Origin of the sequence: Collinsella sp. SGI.241 (assembly GCF_050312955.1) — a bacterium.
GTDB lineage: Bacteria > Actinomycetota > Coriobacteriia > Coriobacteriales > Coriobacteriaceae > Collinsella.
In genome coordinates, this window is the sequence record NZ_JBNPKM010000012.1 from 47,381 (window position 1) to 65,992 (window position 18,612).

Here is an 18,612-nt window from a genome sequence, read left to right on the forward strand (position 1 = left end):
TGAGCTCGGTCGGGGGATAGGGCCCGCTTCGCCCGCCGGCCTGTAAATTGTATCATCCAGTGTGGAACGAGAGCACCCGTTGCCGCGTGCGACGGGCTTGCAATAAGAGGAGAGCCATGTCGAAGCAAGCGGTCGTTGGAATCTTGGCGCATGTCGATGCTGGCAAGACCACGCTGGCCGAGGCCATGCTGTTCGATGCGGGCCGCATTCGTAAGCGCGGCCGCGTGGACGATGGCGATTCGCATCTGGACACTAACGCGATCGAGCGCGAGCGCGGCATTACGATTTTCTCGTCGCAGGCCGTGCTCGACCACGGTGATACCCGCGTCATGCTCGTGGATGCACCGGGGCATGTCGATTTTTCTGCCGAGGCGGAGCGCACGCTGCGCGCACTCGACTACGCGATTTTAGTTGTGGGCGCCAACGACGGCGTGCAGGGGCACACCGAAACCCTGTGGCGCCTGCTTGCACGCTATGACATTCCGACGTTCATCTATATCAACAAAATCGATTTGGAGAATCCCGGCCGCGATGTTTTGCTGGCACAACTTGGGCGGCGTCTTTCCGAAGGCTGCCTGGATGCCAACGAACTGCTGGAGGGCGGCGCCGTTCAGGAGGACGCTGCTGCGTTGGACGAGGCGGCGCTCGAGGAGTTTCTTGAGGCAGGCGAGCTTTCCGTCGCAACGCTGTCGCGCATGGTTGCCGAGCGCAAGCTCTTTCCCTGCTTTGCCGGCTCGGCGCTCAAGGACCAGGGCGTGAGCGAGCTGCTGGATGGCATATGCGTGCTGATGCGCGAACAGATATGGCTTCCGGAGTTTGCCGCACGCGTCTATCGTGTCAGCCGCGGGGATCGAGGCGAGCGCTTGGCATGGGTTAAAGTGACCGGCGGCACGCTGTGTGCAAAACAGATGATCAGCGGACGTTCCGGTGCCGAGGTATGGGAGCAGAAGGTCGATCAGGTGCGCATCTATAACGGCGAAAAGTATGAGCTTGCCCAAGAAGTTGCTGCTGGCGGTATTTGTGCCGTGACGGGTCTTGCGCACGTTCGCCCAGGGGACGCCTTGGGTGCGGAGCCCGTGTGTGATGCGCCCGTCATCGCTCCGGTCCTCACCTATACGGTGCTTCCGGGCGAACACGATGTCCACGCGGTGTTTAAAGCGCTGACTGAGTTGGCGGACGAAGATCCCATGCTCGGCGTAAGCTGGAATACTCATCTTGAGCAGATTCACCTGCAGCTGATGGGCGCCGTGCAACTCGAGGTCGTGCAGCGGGTGTTGGCCGATCGCTTTGGCCTTTCGATTTCGTTTGAGCCCGGCGGCATTCTCTATAAGGAGACCATTTCGCAGCCGGTCGAGGGCGTGGGCCACTTTGAGCCGCTGCGCCACTATGCCGAGGTGCATCTGCGCCTAGAGCCGTTGCCGGCGGGTTCGGGCGTGCAGTTTGGCACCGTGACCTCGACCGACGAGCTCGATCTTAACTGGCAACGCCTGGCGCTCACAAACGCCATGGAGCGAGATCACCTGGGCGTGCTGACCGGCTCGCCCATCACCGATGTGCGCATTACGCTCACAGGTGGCCGTGCGCATGCCAAACACACCGAGGGCGGCGACTTTCGCCAGGCCACGTACCGCGCGATTCGCCAGGGGCTCATGCAGGCGCGTGAGGCTGGCGCGGCGGTGCTGTTGGAGCCGTGGTATCGCTTTGAGCTCGAGGTGCCGGGGGAGTGTGTGGGCAGGGCGTTGTCAGACGCCACGCGCATGGGAGCCGAGTACGAGCCGCCGACGATGGCGGGCGAACGGGCAAAGCTTGTGGGTCGCGTGCCGGCATCCGAGGTCCAGGATTATGCGCTGGAGGTGGCCGCCTACACGAGCGGTCGCGGGCATCTGTACCTGGAGTTTGCCGGTTATGCGGCATGCCATGATGCCGAGCGCGTCATCGAGACTGTCGCCTATGAGCCCGAGGCCGATCTACCCAACACGCCCGACTCGGTCTTTTGCTCTCACGGCGCTGGCTACACGGTCAAGTGGTACGACGTCCCCGAGGCAGCCCACGTAAAGGTCGATCCCGCCACCTTCCGCCCCTGGCGAGCGGCGGACGTCGAGTTTTTCGGCCATAGGTGATAGAGGGTCAGTCTCTTTGTCGCATCCTGTTGGTATAACTCGGTATAAGTTGGTATAACTGTTACCAGGGTTTGCCAATCCGAGGAGGCCGACATGAATCCAAATCCCTTTAAGCCCACGGCTGGCAAGCGGCCTCCGATACTCATCGGCCGCGAGTCGGTCATCGAAGATTTCGAGGAAGGGCTCGATAACGGCGCCGGAGCGCCGGGCAGGCTCATGCTCATTACGGGAAACCGCGGCTGTGGCAAAACAGTTCTCTTGCGGGAGCTGCAGCGTTTAGCTAGCGAGCGCGGATGGGCGGTTGTCTCCGATTCCGCCTCGCTTGGCCTATGCGACCGCTTGGCCGACGCGCTTCGCTCGAATAAACCCGTTGTGACGTCAATGGAGTTTGGTCCGTCGTTTGGCCGAATGTCGGTCGAGGCGGCGCGGGCAAAAGGCGAGACGTTGCGCGGGTTAGTCAACGAACGCCTCAAGAAACTCGGGCCGGGAAAGGGCTTACTGTTTGCGATTGACGAGGCCCAATCGGCATCTATCGAGGAGCTGGCGGCGCTGGCCGTTCTCTATCAGCAGGTGCTCGGAGACCAGGATGCTACGGGCTTGCCCGATAGCGACCGGCGCGGTCTTGCGCTGGTTTTTGCCGGCTTGCCCAGCATGGTTGATGACTTGCTCGAAGAGCCGAGCGTAACGTTTTTGCGCCGCGCCCAGCAGCGTACGCTGGGGGCGATTTCTTTGCCCAAAGTGCGCGATTCATATATCCAGACGGTCAAAGGCACTGGTCTTTGCGTTGATGCGGAGACGGCGGACCTTGCGGCGCGCAAGAGCATGGGGCATCCCTATATGGTTCAGCTGGTGGGATATTACATGTGGAGGTCTGCTGTCCGGCGTGACTCGCGGGTCATTGAAGTGTGCGATGTCGAGGCTGGCTACGCCGATGCCATCTCCGAGTTCTATGAAGCAGTGGACGCTCCCTTGTATTACGGGTTGCGCAGTCCGCAGCGCCTCTTTATCGAGGCCATGGCGGCTGATGGGGGCAAGCCGACGCGCATGGCTGACATCATTGAGCGCTGCGACCGCACCCAAAGCTGGGCGAGTAAATATCGCGCAAGCCTGATTCGCGAGCGCGTCATCGAGGCTGCCGGATACGGCCTCGTCCAGTTTACCGTGCCCATGCTGGGCGAGTACATCCGCGACCGCGTTTTATGGCATGAGTAGGGTGATAAAGGTGACGGAACAGAAGATGAGCCCGCAGGCTATAGAGGTACGTGGCGCGCGTGTGCACAACCTCAAGGACATCGATATCGATATTCCGCTGGGAAAGCTCGTGGGTATTGCTGGCGTATCGGGTTCGGGCAAGAGTTCGCTGGCACTGGGCGTTCTTTACGCCGAGGGCTCGCGTCGCTACCTGGAGGCGCTTAGCACCTATACCCGCCGCCGTCTGACGCAGGCCGAACATGCCCAGGTGGACGAGGTGCTGCACGTACCGGCGGCGCTCGCATTGCATCAGCGCCCCAGCGTGCCGGGTGTGCGCTCGACCTTTGGTACCATGACCGAGCTCAACAATAGCCTGCGTCTGCTCTTTAGCCGTTGCGCCCATCACGTGTGTCCGCACTGCGGGGCGCGCGTGGAGCCGAGCCTTAACGTGGCCGCGGGCCTGTCGCTCACGTGCCCCGAGTGCGGCCGTGAGTTCTACGCGCCGGGTGCCGAGGACCTTGCCTTTAACAGCGGCGGCGCGTGTCCCACCTGCGGCGGCACCGGTGTCATGCGCGAGGTGGACGAGGCGAGCCTGGTGCCCGACGAGTCCAAGACCATCAACGAAGGCGCGGTGCTTCCTTGGGGCACGCTCATGTGGGATCTGATGAAGCAGGTGGCAGGCGAGATGGGTGTGCGTACCGACGTGCCGTTTAACCAGCTCACGCCTCAAGAGCGTGACATTGTGTTCCACGGCCCGGCGGTTAAGAAGCACATTCTCTACGTTCCCAAAAACGGCGAGGGCGCTACGCCGCTCGACTTCACCTATTACAATGCCGTCTATACCGTCGAGAACGCGCTCGCCAAGGTTAAGGACGATAAGGGCTTAAAACGTGTGGCGCGCTTTTTGCGCGAGGGGCCATGTCGTGACTGTAGCGGCACGCGCCTCTCCGAGGCTGCGCGCCAGCCCCAGGTGCGCGGTATCAATCTGGCGCAGGCCGCGGCCATGACGCTTGGTGATGCGGTTGAGTGGGTGCACGGGGTGCCCGCATCCTTGCCGCCCGAGATGCGGCCCATGGCGATGGATATCTGCGATTCGTTTTTGAGCGCGGCCCGTCGCCTGGTCGATCTGGGTCTCGACTACCTTTCGCTCGATCGCGCCGGTGCCACGCTCTCCACGGGCGAGCGTCAGCGCGTGCAGCTCGCCCGCGTGGTGCGCAACCGATCGACGGGCGTGCTCTATGTGTTGGACGAGCCTTCGATTGGCTTGCATCCTGCCAATGTTGATGGTCTGGTAGGCGTGATGCGCGATCTGGTGGATGACGGCAACACCGTGGTTGTTGTCGACCACGATACGCGCGTACTGGCGGAAGCCGACTATCTGGTCGAGATGGGCCCCGTTGCCGGAGCTGGCGGCGGCAATGTGATTGCCGCTGGCACGGTGGACGAGGTCGAACAATCACAGGGCAGCCGCATCGCCCCGTTTTTGCGCGCAGAGTCCAAGCGTATGCGCTCGCAGGTGACTGACGACGAAATGTTCGACCAGGGCCACATCCGCATGGCAACCGATGCCATCCATACCGTCAAGCCGCTCGAAGTCGATATCCCGCGCGGCCGTCTCGTTGCGGTGACGGGCGTTTCGGGTTCGGGTAAGACGACGTTGGTGCTCGAGACACTCATCCCGGCGCTTAAGGCCCAGGCAGCTGGCGAGCGCCTGCCAAGCCATGTGCGCTGGGTCGACGCCGAGGGTATCGCACGCGCAAACCTGATTGACGCTACACCTATCGGCGCCAACGTGCGCTCGACGGTAGCGACCTATGCCGACATCCATGATGAGCTGCGCCGCGCCTTCGCCCGTACGCCCGAAGCCAAGGCAGCCGGCTACAAAGCGGGTGCCTTTAGCTACAACACTGGCGCCTTGCGCTGCCCTACATGCGATGGCACGGGCTCGATATCGCTCGACGTGCAATTTTTGCCCGACGTCGAGATCATCTGCCCAGCATGTCGAGGCTCGCGTTATGCAGATGCGGCTTCGCATATCCATCGCGAGGGCAAGGACGGGAGCAAGCTTACGTTGCCGCAGCTCATGGACATGAGCGTGGACGAGGCTCTCGACGCTACGGTGGGGCTCAAGAAGGTTCAGGCGCGCTTGCTGACCTTGCACGACCTGGGCTTGGGCTATCTTACACTCGGTGAGCCCACGCCGGCGCTTTCGGGCGGCGAGGCGCAGCGTTTAAAGCTTGCGAGCGAGATGGGCCGCGTGCAGGACGATGCCGTATTCGTATTCGACGAGCCCACGATCGGCCTGCATCCGCTCGATGTTCAGGTGCTGCTGAACGTGTTTGACGGCCTCGTCGCCAAGGGCGCCACGGTTATCGTGATCGAGCACGATCTCGACCTTATCCGCAATGCCGATTATGTGATCGACATGGGGCCGGGCGGTGGCGATGCGGGCGGGCAAGTCGTCTGCGCCGGTACGCCGGGGGATATCGCTGCTTGCTCCAAGAGCATTACCGGCCGCTATCTATAGGCAAAGCGACAAAGGGGCAGTTCCTTTGTCACATTCCCGGAAAGCCTGTCAGCATCACGCTTTTCTTTTCTAGCCAATTCTAGTTAAAAGCAGTTAATTACCGTTAAAAGCTAGCATGTTGTCGACGTAGCACTTGAACAGCTTGTGTCCGAGGGCCAAAATGACCTCAGCCCATTCGCGAAATTTGCACGCCCTATAGTGAGTGGGTTTTCGCTTGAGCCGATGCCGCCAAGAGGCGGCCGATAGGGGCAATTATGGACAATCGAATCTTTGGGTATGTGCGTGTCTCTTCCGCGGACCAGAACTTGGACCGCCAGTTAGACGCACTGGGAAGGTTTCCCGTTCAACAGGGTCAGATTTACGCTGACAAGGCAAGCGGTAAGAACTTTAGACGTCCCCAGTACCAGCGTCTTCTTCGCAGGTTGCGCGAGGGTGACGTTCTCGTGATCAAAAGTATCGACCGTTTAGGTCGCGATTATCGTGAGGTCCTCGATGAATGGCGACGCATCACGGTGGATAGGCGTGCTGCCATCGTGGTGCTTGATATGCCGTTACTCGATACGCGCGAGCAACCCGATGGCATCACGGGAACGTTCATGGCGGATCTGGTCCTTCAGATCTTGAGCTACGTGGCGCAGCTGGAGCGCGAGAACATCAAGCAGCGCCAGGCGGAGGGTATCGCGTCGGCGCGCCTGCGTGGCGTGAGATTTGGGAGGCCGGCGCTCGAACGCCCGGATGGCTATAACGATGTCATCAAATCATTCGAAGGGGATGAAGTTACGAGGCGAGAGGCCGCAACGCCCCTGAACGTCAGCGCATCGACGTTCGATCGTTGGAGACGGGCGGACACGAACTGATATGACCGTTCGCCGTCTGTCCGTCCTCTTTAACTAGACATTTTGAAGAGGGGAGTTTATTGCACAGAGCCACTCCTTCCCTCGATGTTTATCCAGTTCACGCCCTGGAACCAAATAGTGCCACCGCGTTGCCAATTCGTCTGCTTTTTGACGAGGGGTTATGAGCTGTAACGTCAATCGAAGGGAAATAGTCATGAAACGAAATATTACTAAAAAGATGCCCATGATGGGTTTGCTTGTTCTGCTCACCTGTTCTCTGGGGTTCATTTCGGCCTGTTCACAGAATGATGCAAACGCTGCAAAGTCGAAATATGTCGACGATAAGGCGATGAATGTTATCGCCGCCGGGTTCGAGAGAAGGTTCGACGTCATTGAATCTAATGCAAACGATGATGATCCTCATTCAACCGAGAACATCCAGGAAGCTATTGAGGCCGAAATCAAGAACGACAAGGAACTCAAGAACGCTAGGTTTAAGGATTCCAAGATGCAACAGGACGTAATCACGTATCTGAATCTGCTTGATGACCAGCTTAAGGTGACCGAGGACTACTCGCAATCGTCTGCGGATTATTACGAAGAGTGGAATAAAGTCTACGTTAAGCGGTCTGCGCAACTCAAGAAGCTTGTTGATAATTACGGGCTGGAAGTAGGGGAAAAATATAAGGATGATTTCAACGACTTAATTAAGAATGGAAAGTCCGTAACAGAGAAGACCTGCTATGAGGATGCCATCAACAGTTTGATTCAGGGAGCAAATTTCGAAAAATCGGATGACGGTTACGGTCTGTATACGTATACGGCGGTAGTTGAGAACACCTCTGGTATATCGTTCTCTAACGTCAGCCTGACACTTGCTCTCTATGATGCAGATGACATCAAAGCGGAGGAGACTTATGCGGACACTTCTTCGTGGGCGCCGGGTGAGAAAGTCAAGTTCGAGGCAATGTCCGATGTTGACGCTGCGCGCGTTGTCGCATCTGTCTCCAGCTACGATGTAAATAAATAAGTTCTGCACGGAAGGGGCGGGTTAATCGGCAATGAATGGTTGACCTGCCCGTTTTATGCCAAATATTGAACAACAAGTGCTGCGAACGAATGTGTATTATTTCGGATTGCAAACAACTGCCCTCGTCTAAAGACATGCTGAAAACGACAATTAAGGCATGAGGTATAACCCACGGCAGTTTCTTAAATAACAGGGATTTTGAAAGGAATAGGGGATGGATGAGATGGAGGAAGGCATGGGGGCGCTGAAAGCGAAACTCGGGAGAATCCTGACAAAGCCCAAGGTATTCTTTGCGGGCCTGGCGCTTGGCGGAGTGATTGTGGCTGTACTTTTCATTACCATCTTTAGTAACGGCAAAGCTGCGGGCGCGAAAGAAACGACCCCCAATACGCTTTCCCCGTCGGTCGTGTTTGAACGCATCGCTTCCCAGAACGAGATGGTTTCTGCATCGCAGAACTATGCGATTGTCGATAAGGTGACGGATACCAAGAGGTTCTTCGATTGGTTTGATATCCCGTTTACGGAAAACAGCTTTTGGTACCGCTATGTGGGAACCATTAAGGCGGGTGTGAATCTCGAGACGGCAGAGATACATACAAACAAGAAAAAGCTGACCATTACGATGGATGAGCCTTATGTAATCTCGAACACGCCGGATATGAATAAGTCGGGTGCTCTCGAGGAACGCAACAACATCCTCAACCCCATTGAGGTCAAAGATGTCACGGCGTTTGAAGCGCAGTGCAAGGAGCGGAGTGAAAGCGAGGCCATCAAGGATGGCAGGCTGCTCGAAGAGGCTCGAGTGAACGCCGAAGCAAATATCCGTGCGATGTTCAACTCGGCATTTGGCGATGAATATACGGTTGATTTCGACTATCGGAAATAGGAGGTCACTATGGAGGATAAAGACGATCTAGCTGTTGTCGAAAGGGAGGAGCTGTCGCGACATAAGCAGAGTTTTGATATCCGTAAGGCCGCTGCCGGGTTGGTTGATGGCGCCGGAAGCGCGATGGCGGGCGCGGTTGCAACCGTACAGAAAGTTGCCGATGGTGTAATGTGTGCTGCAACTCCGATGGTCGATGACGCCTTGGCGGCTATTGCTGATGCGGCCGATGGTGCGGCAGGTGCTGCTGCGGATATCGGTGACGCCATCAACGATTGGGCATACCAGCAGCAGCTTAATAGATACAGGCCGGTAACCAAGGAGACCTATCAGAGTCCTTCATTTTATTTGCCGAATATGATTCGAATTGTTGACGGAAATGAGCGTCGGGGCATCGACGCCTGTAGGGATGCTATTGGTTGGCTGGATACCGTTAAGGGTACGCAGATTTTCAATCTGTACCGCGAGGCAATCGGGGATAGCGAATTGTCTTTCTACCCTAAACCATCTCTTTATTCCACATATTACATAGATGCTTTTGATCGGTCTCGCTTTGTTGATCTTGACTCTTATTTCGCAACCATGCAACAAGACAAGATGGCCGAGTTGAGACGGATTGCGTTCATGCTTGGCGCGAAGCGCTGCAAGTTGGAGGTGACGGAGTACGAGGAAACTCGGAGAGGCCACCAGGTTAAGGGAAATGCCAAAGCGGGAAAGAAGGGCTCGGCTCGAATCAACGGCTCTTTGAGCGATTTAACGAAAAATGAGAAGAAAATCCTGTTTACACAGGAATTTGAGGGAGACATGGTTCCACAGCGCCCTGAACTCCATTGGTATGCCCATGACTCTGACATTCTCTTGTTAATCGAAACGAGATGCGGTGGAGAGGATAAAAACAAGGCGAAGAGCTATCGGGTTGAATTGAAAAGCGAGACCACCATGACCATGTCCGTATCGCTTGCTATGGCTATCGATGAGGCATGCAGCAAGCTGAACATAAGGGCAAATTCGAGCCTGACAAGCCAAGCTAAGCGAGAACTTCGGCAGTCATTTGTATTTGAAGTTGAATTCTGACGTGAATTGCTAGCAGCCAAATGCGGCAAAGGGACTGTCCCTTTGCCGCATTTGATGTCAAAACCATTTTGTCAAGGACTAGAGAGTTTGAAAGTCTACCATTTCTGCCCCGTCCCCTAATGGCAGGTTTTTACATGCCGGCAAAGCCTGTCTGGCGCAGGGCTTCGTAGAGGACGATGGCGGCGCTGTTGGAGAGGTTGAGTGCGCTGATGCGGTAGTCGTCCGGATTGACGAAGTTGCCGCAGATATCCTGCCGAAGGATGGCCTCATGGCCGTCCTCGGTATGTCCGAGTGATTCCTCGTGGGCTTCCCATGCCTCGGCGTTGTCGAGTGAGTCACAATCGCGCAGCATGGGGATGCGCTCGCAACGCTCGGGCGCTGCGGCGAGCAGCCCTTCGGGAATCCCCGAGCTTTCGCTGCCAAAGACCAAATAGTCGCCGTCACGGTAAGTGCTTTGCGCATAGGTTCGGCGTGCCTTTTTGGTCAGCAGATGCAAGCGGTCGTCGGCGGGGGAGAGGTCATTGCGCGCAAGGAAATCCTCCCAGCTGGCATAGGTCGTCACGTCCAAGTTTTGCCAGTAGCCCAGGCCGGCGCGACGCACCGTTTTGTCGTCGAGCGAAAAGCCCAGTGGCTCCACCAGATGCAGGCGGGCGCCGGTAACCACGCAGGTACGGCCGATATTACCCGTATTGGCCGGAATCTCGGGAGCATACAGCACGATATTGAACATGAATCTCCTTGGCATAGAACGAAAAACCACCACGAAGGGGCAGTCACCTTCGTGGTGGTTTGATGGTTACGTGGGCGGAAAACGCCCACTTGGATAACCTAAGCGCGGTGCCAGTCGGTCAGGCAGGCATCGAGGGCGGCGATGAGCGCATCCTTGTCCATGTGACGGCCGATGATGCACAGGCTCGTCATGCGGTCGCCCGTCTCGTCGTCCCAAATCTGCATGATCTCGGGGTTCTCGTCGATGATCTTCTGCTTCTCGCCCTCGGGCGCCGAGTCAACGAACAAGCCGTTCTCCATCAGGCGCATCTGGCGGCCGGCCTGCTCGAACATGTAGCACATGTCCGGATCGCCGGTCTGCCACAGCGGACCCTTGACGCGAATGACCTCGTCGGGCCACTCCTGCTCAACAAAATCGGTGAACTTCTGCAGGTCAAACGGCTTACGGCGCGAGTACACAAAGGTCTCGATGTCGTACTCGAGCACCTCGGGGTCGTCGTGCTCCTCGGGATGCTCCATGGCCTCGATCCAGGCGGCGGAGTTGTAGGCGCGCATAAAGTCGAAGCGATCGGTATCGAGCAGCTCCTCCATGGGGACCTCGCCGTTTTGAGCCTCGACAATCACGGCGTCCTTCTGCAGGCTGCGCACGATGGCCTTGAGCTCGGCGATCTGCTCAGGGCTCACGGTATCGGTCTTGTTGAGGATCAGCGTGGAGCAAAACTCGATCTGCTGGATGAGCAGGCTCTCGATGTCGTCCTCGTCGATATCCTCGGCCAGCAGGTCGCGACCGCCGTTGAACTCGTCGTACATGCGGGCGCAGTCGACCACGGCAACGATGTTGTCGAGCGCGAGCTTGGGTTCGCCGCCCACTTTGGCCTCGTCGCAGAAGCTCGAGATGGTGTAGGCGATGGGGATAGGCTCGCAAATACCGGAGGCCTCGATGATGATGTAGTCGAACTTGCCCGAATCGGCAATGCCCTGCAGCTGGTTGGCCAGGTCGTCCGAAAGCGTGCAGCAGATGCAGCCGTTGGTGAGCGGGATGAGGTCGTCGGTCTCGGAAAGGCCGCCGTCGGCGATAAGGCTGGCGTCGACGTTGATCTCGCCGATATCGTTGACGATCACGGCGGCGCGGATACCGCCGTCGTTGGCGAGGATATGGTTGAGCAGCGTGGTCTTGCCGGCACCGAGGTATCCGGTAAGCATGATGATCTTCACGGGTTTGTTGGGCATGTGCCCTCCTTTGTTAGACATGGCTTACAGTAAAATCATATGCCAAACGCCTGCTCTTATACCCACGCGCCGGCAAATAACACAGGCTACTCCCAGGCTCCCCACACATCGGGGCAATAACCGACGGTGGCCTTTTTGCCGTTGCGCACGATGGGCTCGGCCAGTACCTGCTGATTCTCGAGCAGCTTATCAAAGCGCTGGCTGGGAGTGAGGTGCTGGATAAGTGCGAGTGTCTCCTCGTCCTTGGCTTTGGGGTTGAGCAGCTTGTCGATGCCGCCGACCGCCTGCATCACGCTCGTGAGCTCGCCTTTGCTCATCTCCTTTTCCTTAAGGTCAATAAACTGCACCTTAATGCGGCGCTCCTTAAAATAGCGCTGGGCCTTCTTGGTATCGAAGGACTTTTTGGTGCCGAAGATTTGCACGTTCATAGCATGTTCCGCCGTTCTAACGAACGGCGGTCGCCTCGACGCTGCAAAGCCATCTGATGGGCAATCAGCCTTTCAATCGTCGGGCGCGGGCAACAGCCCAGCGCCCTCCTCTTTCAAGGCACCTTGCCTCATCAGCTGGCTTTTCGCTGACATTGATAGAACATCGAGGTGACCACCGCTGGACTTATCGAATGAAGTTGGTGCGCTCGCGATCGGCTTCGGGCGCGCTGATGCCGGCGGCCTGTCCTGCTTCGATACATTGCAGGAGCCAGGCCATGTTCTTGCCGATGTTGCGCATGGTGGCAAGGCCCTCGGCATCCCCATCGGCGTCGCCGGGCACGCGACCAAAGACGTTGTTCCAGTACGTGGAGGCGACCACGGGCATCTGGTTGATGGTGAAGTACTTGTTGAGCACATCGAAGGTGGTCGACGTGCCACCGCGACGGGCGACAGCGACCGCGGCGCCGGGTTTGTGCGCAAAGGCGTGCCCGCCCGCATAGAAGGCGCGATCGAGGGCCGAAAGGATGCGTCCGCTGGGGTGCGCATAGTAGACGGGTGAGCCAAAGACAAATCCGTCTGCCTGCTCGGCGGCAGCGATGAGCTCGTTCACCACGTCGTCGTCAAAGGTGCAGCGACCGCCAAGCTTGCCGCACTGGCCGCAACCGATACAATCGCGAATGGGCTTGGCGCCCAGCTGAAACACCTCGGTATCAATGCCTTCGGCATTGAGCTGCTCGGCGATCTCGGCGAGTGCGCGGGCGGTGTTGCCGTTTGCCTTGGGACTGCCATTGACCAAAAGAACCTTCATCACAAACTCCCTCTGCTGTCGGTGACTTCTGCGGAGGATTATCGCACGAGAGGGCAGATGGCGTGGGGAGCGATGTGAAACGGCTTGTGTTTCACATCGCTCCCCACGACGCTAGTCCAGCTTGGTGCCCGGTACTTGCGGCGCCTCTTCAAGCAGCGCTTTGAGCTCGTTCAAAATGGAAACGGGCTGTCGGTCGACAGCGTCTAGATGAAGTGTCGCTACACGAATGGGCGGCTGATATTCAAATGAGCCAAAGAGCACGGGCGACCCCAAGAATCGCTCGATTTCGTCTGCGATCGCGTCGGTCTCTTCGGGATCAAAGTCGTCGAAAAGCGCCACGAACATTGGTCCCGTCGAGCGGAACAGACGACCCTTGCCGCGCGAGCATTCCATAAGGCAGGCGGCACTTTCTGCCAAAACACGGTCGCCCGCATCAAAGCCAAAGCGGGCATTGACCTGAGCGATATCGTTGATTTTAATGGCAATAAAGCCTGCCTCGCGCGCCACGCGACGCATTTCACCAATGGCGTTGACCAGGGCGTGAATATCGCCCAGGCCAGTCACGGAATCTGTCGTATCTGCCAAGCTTCGGTTGATGATAATGCCCACATACATGCTGGGCTCGGTATCGGTGCCGTCCAAGCGGTAGCCCGTGCAGTCGCAAAGCGCGTATTTTCCGGTGGCATCCATTACGCGATACTGCATGTAATGGAAGTGCCACGTGCCGTTTATCACCATGTCGAGCTCGGCGCGCACGTTGTCGCGGTCCTCGGGATGAACGCGGGCGAGCCACATGTCGAGTGAGTTAAAAGGGTGCTGGGAGGGCAGGTCAAAATCGCGCACGGCGTTAACCGACCATTGCGATTCTCCCGTATCGAGGTTAAGGATGAACGGATAGCGCGTCTCGGAGCTCATGGAGATCGCTTGGAACACCCGGTCGTTGCAGGGAAGCTGATCGACGATTGGGCGTTGCGGCGCGTCATTGTCTTTCGGTTGCTGCACACGATGCATAAGCTTATAGCGATACATCTTGCGATCGGCATCCATCGTCATCTGGCGACGCGTGTCGCCGGCAAGTGGATCGACGCGCGAGCAGCCAAAGCTAAAGCTGGCGATCATGGGCGCCTTGCCACCTGAGCTCGCCTCGATCAGCTCGGCACGTACCTGCTCCAAGCGCTGCTCGAGTTCAGTCTCGTTTGCGGAGAGCGAGATAAGCACAAACTCGTCTCCACCGATACGGAACAGCATCTCATCGTGCTCCATGGTTTCGGAGAGCGTGCGGCAGATACTCAGAATATAGCGATTGCCTTCGGCGTGGCCAAACATATCGTTGCAATGCTTGAGATGGTCGATGTCAATATAGGCGCAGGTGAAGGGGTCGCCTTTGCACCAGAGCTGCTCGACGTGACGGTCGAGTCCGCTGCGGTTGCCCAAGTTGGTGAGCGGATCGATATAGGCGTTGCGCTCAAGCAGCTGGCGCTCTTGTTGCAGGATGGCATACGTCTTTTGCAGTTGCTCACCAACGGCGCGTAGCCCAGCGGGCAGCGCGGCAACATCGAGTTCGGCGGTCGAGATGCCATTCGCAAGTCGCTGAAGATAGGCAATAATCGATTGCTCGCCCATGCGGTACGACTCGTTCATGATGGATAACCTCCTTGGGCAGGACAACGGTTTGTATCATATCCCCAATTCGGCTTGGATTGGGAATATGAGTTAGCCATGGGGACAAATGCTTCCTTCGACGGTGGCGTTTTGCGCGCGAGCGTATCAGTTGTTATTGCCGCCATCGAGCAATGCCTCAAAATCCTTTGCCTGCATGGGTCGGTAGTAGAGGAAACCCTGAGCGTAGCGGGCGCCCATGTGGCGTAGCATGTTCGCCTGCTCATTTGTCTCGATGCCTTCGATTACAACGGGCAGATGGAGCGACTGCGCCATCTCGAGCATCGATGACACGATCCGCGCGCTGCGGCCTTGATCGCGGTCGGTGGGCACAAAGGTGCGGTCGAGCTTGATGACGTCAACATTCACGTTCCTGAGCATCGCGAGCGTGGACTGGCCGGTACCAAAATCGTCCATATAGGTCGAGAAGCCGCGGGTGTGCAGATCCGCGGTCAGCTTATCCACGGCCTCGGACTCTCCGGTATAGGCGGTCTCGGTGATCTCGATACGCATAAGCTCGGGCGGCAGGTTGTATTGGGCGGCGAGCGCCCCCATATGTTCGGCAACGTCGCAGGCAAGAATGTCCACGCGCGACACGTTGAGGGAGATCGGAACCACGCGAAGACCGCGATCGAGACGCTCGCGAAGCCATGTGGCAACGCCCTGCCAAACATATTTGTCGAGCGTTACCACAAAGCCGCTTTCCTCGAGAGCGGGGATAAAGGTGACAGGTGAAATGAGGGATCCATCCTTGTCAATCCAGCGTGTGAGCGCCTCGGCGCCAATGATCTCGCCGGTTTCCATATCGACCTGGGGCTGCAGGTAGTAAGTGATGCGGCCGTTTGAGAGCGCATACTGGAACTCGGTTAGCGTGTGGTGGAACGCAACCTCATGCTCGTATTCCTCGGGGCGGAAAACGGCAATGCGCTCCTTAAAGTCGTTTTTGGCGCGTCGATTGGTAAACATGGCCTTGGCCTGGGCATCAATGGTGATTTCCTCGCTCGCGTCGATGGGGCATACGCCCATGGACGGCCAAAAGCCTACGCCGTCGTCGTGCTTGGCTACAGCCTCGCGCACGCGCGCATAGACTCGGTGAACGAAATCGCGCTCAAAGGGTATGAGCAGACAAAAGTCGTCTTGCCCCCAGTATCCCGCGACACCCATGTCGGCGTTCTCGATATCCTTGAGCACCGTGCCCACATCGGCAAGCATACGGTCGCCTTCGGCCTGTCCATACCATTCGTTAAATAGGCGCATGTGGCCCATGTCGACGGTGGCGATACACCAAGCGCCGTCGCGCTTTGCCTTGATGAAGGCATTGGCACGGCGCATAAACTCGCTGGGTCGGCAGAGGCCGGTGAGCATATCGATGCGTTCGGCGATTGCGCTTTTGCGCTCGATCTCGGGTATAGGGAGGCTGTCGTTGGGGACAAGCCCGCCAGCCGTGCGAAGGCGACGGTCGAGTTCGCGCAAAACAGCAGATGTTTGGTAGTCCAGTCGCTCGTAAAAGACCGGGGCGACAATGCAAACGGGCGTGATGGTGTCGCCCGCGATTTGAACGGGGGCAAAAATGGTCTCTTTTAGACGATGGGTCAGGAGTTCAAATGCCCCGTGGTCCAAAGCGTTGCTGAGCACGACGAACTGGACACTTCGTGAACGGAAGACGCGACTCCTGCCGCGGGTGATCGACAGCATACGGCTTGCGTATTCGGCAAGCATGCTGTCGACCGCCTCGGCTCCATAGAGCTCGTTGAGCTTCGTCGTGCCGCGAACGCGCACGGCGATGAGTCCTGTTTTGCAGCGGTCAAGGCGACAGGCATCGATAGCGTTGACCAGCATACGCTGCGTTCCAAGCCCCGTGGCGGCGTCGACGGTCTCGGCAAGGGAATGATTGACGAGCTCGCCGACATAGAGCGAGGGCTCGTTTTCGCTCCCATCGATGCGAAAACCGCGAGCACGGCAGAGCACGTAGTCGCCTGTGGCGTTGCGTACACGATACTGCATGACTCGATGGTGCTTGGAGCCGTTATAGACTTGGTCGAAGTCGTCGGTAAAAGCCTCAAGGTCATCGGGATGGACGCGCTTTTTCCAGTAATCGAGACAGTTGTCTATGTGCTCTGAAGGAAGTCCGAGATCGCGCAAGGCACCTTGTGACCAAAGGGTGCGATGTTTGTCCAAGTTCTCGATAAAGAAATAACGACCTTCGTTGAGCATCGAAAAGGCGTCGAAAACACGGTCGCTTATTTCGAAGTCGTCGGTATGGACTTGCGTGATATTGCGTCGATCGAGGTGCAAGGCATGGCGTAGTTTGTAGTCGTACATGCGACGGTCGGCATCGAGCGTCATGCGATTGGGGGCTTCGCCCAGGGCGGGGTCGGCGTGGGACACTCCGTAACTAAACGAGTGGGGCATCCCGGAATCGTTGTTGTTGAGCAAGATTGTTCGGCAGTGTTCCAGACGATCGGCGAGGTCGTCCTCGGTTGCAATCGTAGAGAGGATGGCGAACTCATCGCCTCCCAGTCGAAACGCCGCCTCGTCCACCTTCATATACAGCTTGAGATAGAGGCTTACCTGCAAGATGTAGCGGTTGCCCTCGTCATGCCCAAAGACGTCGTTGCAGTGCTTAAGGTTATCGATGTCGATAAAAGCCATGGTGACGGGCAGTTCCTGCTCCCAGAGCTCCTCGAGGGAACGGACAAAGCCGCCGCGGTTGCCAAGTCCGGTAAGCTGGTCGGTAAAGGCGGTCCTGATCAGATCGTCCTGACGTTCAAGAAGGTCGCGGACGGTCTTTTCGAGCGTCTCGGTGTAATTGCTGACAGTATCCATGTCGTAAGCGGCTTTCTGAGGTCGGGCGAATTGCGTCGGGCGAGCTCGTTGTGCACACGCGTTGTTGTTCGGCGCTTTGCGTGTATCCAGGCCCCGCCTCGCTGCGTTGTTGGGTTAATTTACCGGCTAATGTTTGCAGTTGATAACTGCTGAGTAGTATAAACAACAGCGCAGAATTATATATGGGTGCCCATGCTGTGCGCGGCCATTATTCGCTAAACGGTACCGCAATGATGAGATGTCCGATAAAAATGCGACTGAGACGCTATATGTTGACGGGTATACTTGTCCCGGTTTTAAACGCAGGAACGGAGATGGTCGCATGGCACAGCCGGATACGACGCGCACGGTGGGGCTTGCGCTCGAGGGAGGCGGCTACCGCGGTATGTATACGGCGGGCGTACTCGATGTCTGGATGGAGCACGGCTTAACTTGTGACCATATGGTGGGTGTCTCGGCGGGTGCGGCGTTTGGGTACAATTTTAAGTCACGCCAGATCGGTCGCGCCATTCGGTATAACAAGGCCTATTGCGCCGACAAGCGCTATGCGAGCGTGACAAGCTGGCTGCGAACCGGTGACATGTTCAATGCCGATTTTGCCTATCATGAGGTGCCGCTTAAGCGCGATCCTATCGACTTAGAGGCGTATCGTGCCTGTCCTATGCGGTTTACGTGTGTGTGCACCGATATCGAGACGGGTGAGGCCGTCTATCACGACCTGCCGTATGGCGATGAGCGCGATATCGAGTGGATTCGGGCATCGTCGGCGATTCCCGTGGCGACCAAACCCGTTCGGATTGACGGACATCGATATCTGGATGGCGGCGTGGCCGATTCCATTCCCAGTGCGTGGTTATTCGAACAGGGGTATGACCGCAACATCGTGGTGCTGACGCAGCCGGCAGGCTTTGTAAAGCAGCCGAACAGTTTGATGCCCATGCTGCGACGTGTGTTCCGCCACTATCCGAAGTTTGTCGAGGCGCTTGAACGCCGGCACGAGGTATATAACGCTGCACTCGACGACCTGGCGCGTCGCGAGGCCAGCGGCGAGGTTTTTGTGGTGCGTCCGAGCGAATCGGTGAAGGTGCCATCGCTGTGTCGCGAGCCGGAGGAGCTCGAGCGCATCTACCAGGTCGGTCGTCGTGATGCGGCCGCGACCTTGTCGGCGTTGGAAGCATATCTGGCAGAGTAGGGCAAACTGCAGAGCTCTCGGCGGAAAGTGCGTCCCAGAATTTGCGTCTGGAATGGGATGCAGTTTCCCAATGGAGTCG

General features: G+C 57.6%; 14 protein-coding genes. 8 read left to right on the top strand and 6 right to left on the bottom strand.

Annotated elements, in window-relative coordinates:
* Window positions 1–116 precede the first annotated feature (116 nt).
* The 7 genes from ACQQ92_RS06565 to ACQQ92_RS06595 all read left to right on the top strand — a co-directional run bounded on the left by ACQQ92_RS06565 (window position 117) and on the right by ACQQ92_RS06595 (window position 9,661).
* Window positions 117–2,120 (top strand): GTP-binding protein, encoded by a 2,004-nt coding sequence (locus ACQQ92_RS06565; protein WP_427796090.1) that lies wholly within the window; start codon window positions 117–119, stop codon window positions 2,118–2,120.
* Window positions 2,121–2,213: 93 nt separating this feature from the next.
* Window positions 2,214–3,332 (top strand): AAA family ATPase, encoded by a 1,119-nt coding sequence (locus ACQQ92_RS06570; RefSeq protein ID WP_427796091.1) that lies wholly within the window; start codon window positions 2,214–2,216, stop codon window positions 3,330–3,332.
* The gene (locus ACQQ92_RS06575; protein WP_427796092.1) at window positions 3,325–5,838 is read left to right on the top strand and encodes an excinuclease ABC subunit UvrA; all 2,514 of its coding nucleotides are present in this window, start codon (window positions 3,325–3,327) and stop codon (window positions 5,836–5,838) included. The genes ACQQ92_RS06570 and ACQQ92_RS06575 overlap by 8 nt, the downstream gene beginning before the upstream one ends.
* Window positions 5,839–6,092: 254 nt before the next feature.
* Entirely contained in the window at window positions 6,093–6,695 is a 603-nt protein-coding gene (locus tag ACQQ92_RS06580) for a recombinase family protein (RefSeq protein WP_427796093.1), read from the top strand.
* A gap of 193 nt (window positions 6,696–6,888) precedes the next feature.
* Window positions 6,889–7,704 (top strand): FxLYD domain-containing protein, encoded by an 816-nt coding sequence (locus ACQQ92_RS06585; RefSeq protein ID WP_427796094.1) that lies wholly within the window; start codon window positions 6,889–6,891, stop codon window positions 7,702–7,704.
* A gap of 214 nt (window positions 7,705–7,918) precedes the next feature.
* A complete protein-coding gene (locus ACQQ92_RS06590) occupies window positions 7,919–8,590 on the top strand; it encodes a DUF4230 domain-containing protein (protein ID WP_427796095.1) in 672 nt (223 codons plus the stop codon).
* A gap of 9 nt (window positions 8,591–8,599) precedes the next feature.
* Window positions 8,600–9,661, top strand: coding sequence for a hypothetical protein (locus ACQQ92_RS06595; RefSeq protein ID WP_427796096.1), 1,062 nt, complete (start codon window positions 8,600–8,602; stop codon window positions 9,659–9,661).
* Between the two features lie 130 nt (window positions 9,662–9,791).
* Here the strand turns inward: ACQQ92_RS06595 and ACQQ92_RS06600 are convergent, their stop codons facing one another.
* From ACQQ92_RS06600 to ACQQ92_RS06625, 6 genes are all read right to left on the bottom strand, one after another.
* On the bottom strand, window positions 9,792–10,391 hold the full coding sequence (locus ACQQ92_RS06600; protein WP_427719338.1) for a tRNA (cytidine(34)-2'-O)-methyltransferase: 600 nt from the start codon (window positions 10,389–10,391) through the stop codon (window positions 9,792–9,794).
* Between the two features lie 98 nt (window positions 10,392–10,489).
* Complete coding sequence (locus ACQQ92_RS06605; RefSeq protein ID WP_427719863.1) at window positions 10,490–11,620, bottom strand: GTP-binding protein; 1,131 nt, start codon at window positions 11,618–11,620, stop codon at window positions 10,490–10,492.
* Window positions 11,621–11,706: 86 nt separating this feature from the next.
* The gene (locus tag ACQQ92_RS06610; RefSeq protein WP_055252194.1) at window positions 11,707–12,048 is read right to left on the bottom strand and encodes an arsenate reductase family protein; all 342 of its coding nucleotides are present in this window, start codon (window positions 12,046–12,048) and stop codon (window positions 11,707–11,709) included.
* A gap of 184 nt (window positions 12,049–12,232) precedes the next feature.
* Entirely contained in the window at window positions 12,233–12,856 is a 624-nt protein-coding gene (locus tag ACQQ92_RS06615; protein WP_427796097.1) for a flavodoxin family protein, read from the bottom strand.
* Window positions 12,857–12,967: 111 nt separating this feature from the next.
* The gene (locus ACQQ92_RS06620; RefSeq protein ID WP_427728303.1) at window positions 12,968–14,497 is read right to left on the bottom strand and encodes a diguanylate cyclase domain-containing protein; all 1,530 of its coding nucleotides are present in this window, start codon (window positions 14,495–14,497) and stop codon (window positions 12,968–12,970) included.
* Between the two features lie 126 nt (window positions 14,498–14,623).
* The gene (locus ACQQ92_RS06625) at window positions 14,624–17,341 is read right to left on the bottom strand and encodes an EAL domain-containing protein (protein WP_427728300.1); all 2,718 of its coding nucleotides are present in this window, start codon (window positions 17,339–17,341) and stop codon (window positions 14,624–14,626) included.
* Between the two features lie 322 nt (window positions 17,342–17,663).
* On the opposite strand from ACQQ92_RS06625, the gene ACQQ92_RS06630 reads away from it, so the two are divergent.
* A complete protein-coding gene (locus tag ACQQ92_RS06630; RefSeq protein ID WP_427796098.1) occupies window positions 17,664–18,533 on the top strand; it encodes a patatin-like phospholipase family protein in 870 nt (289 codons plus the stop codon).
* The last annotated feature ends 79 nt before the right edge of the window (window positions 18,534–18,612 follow it).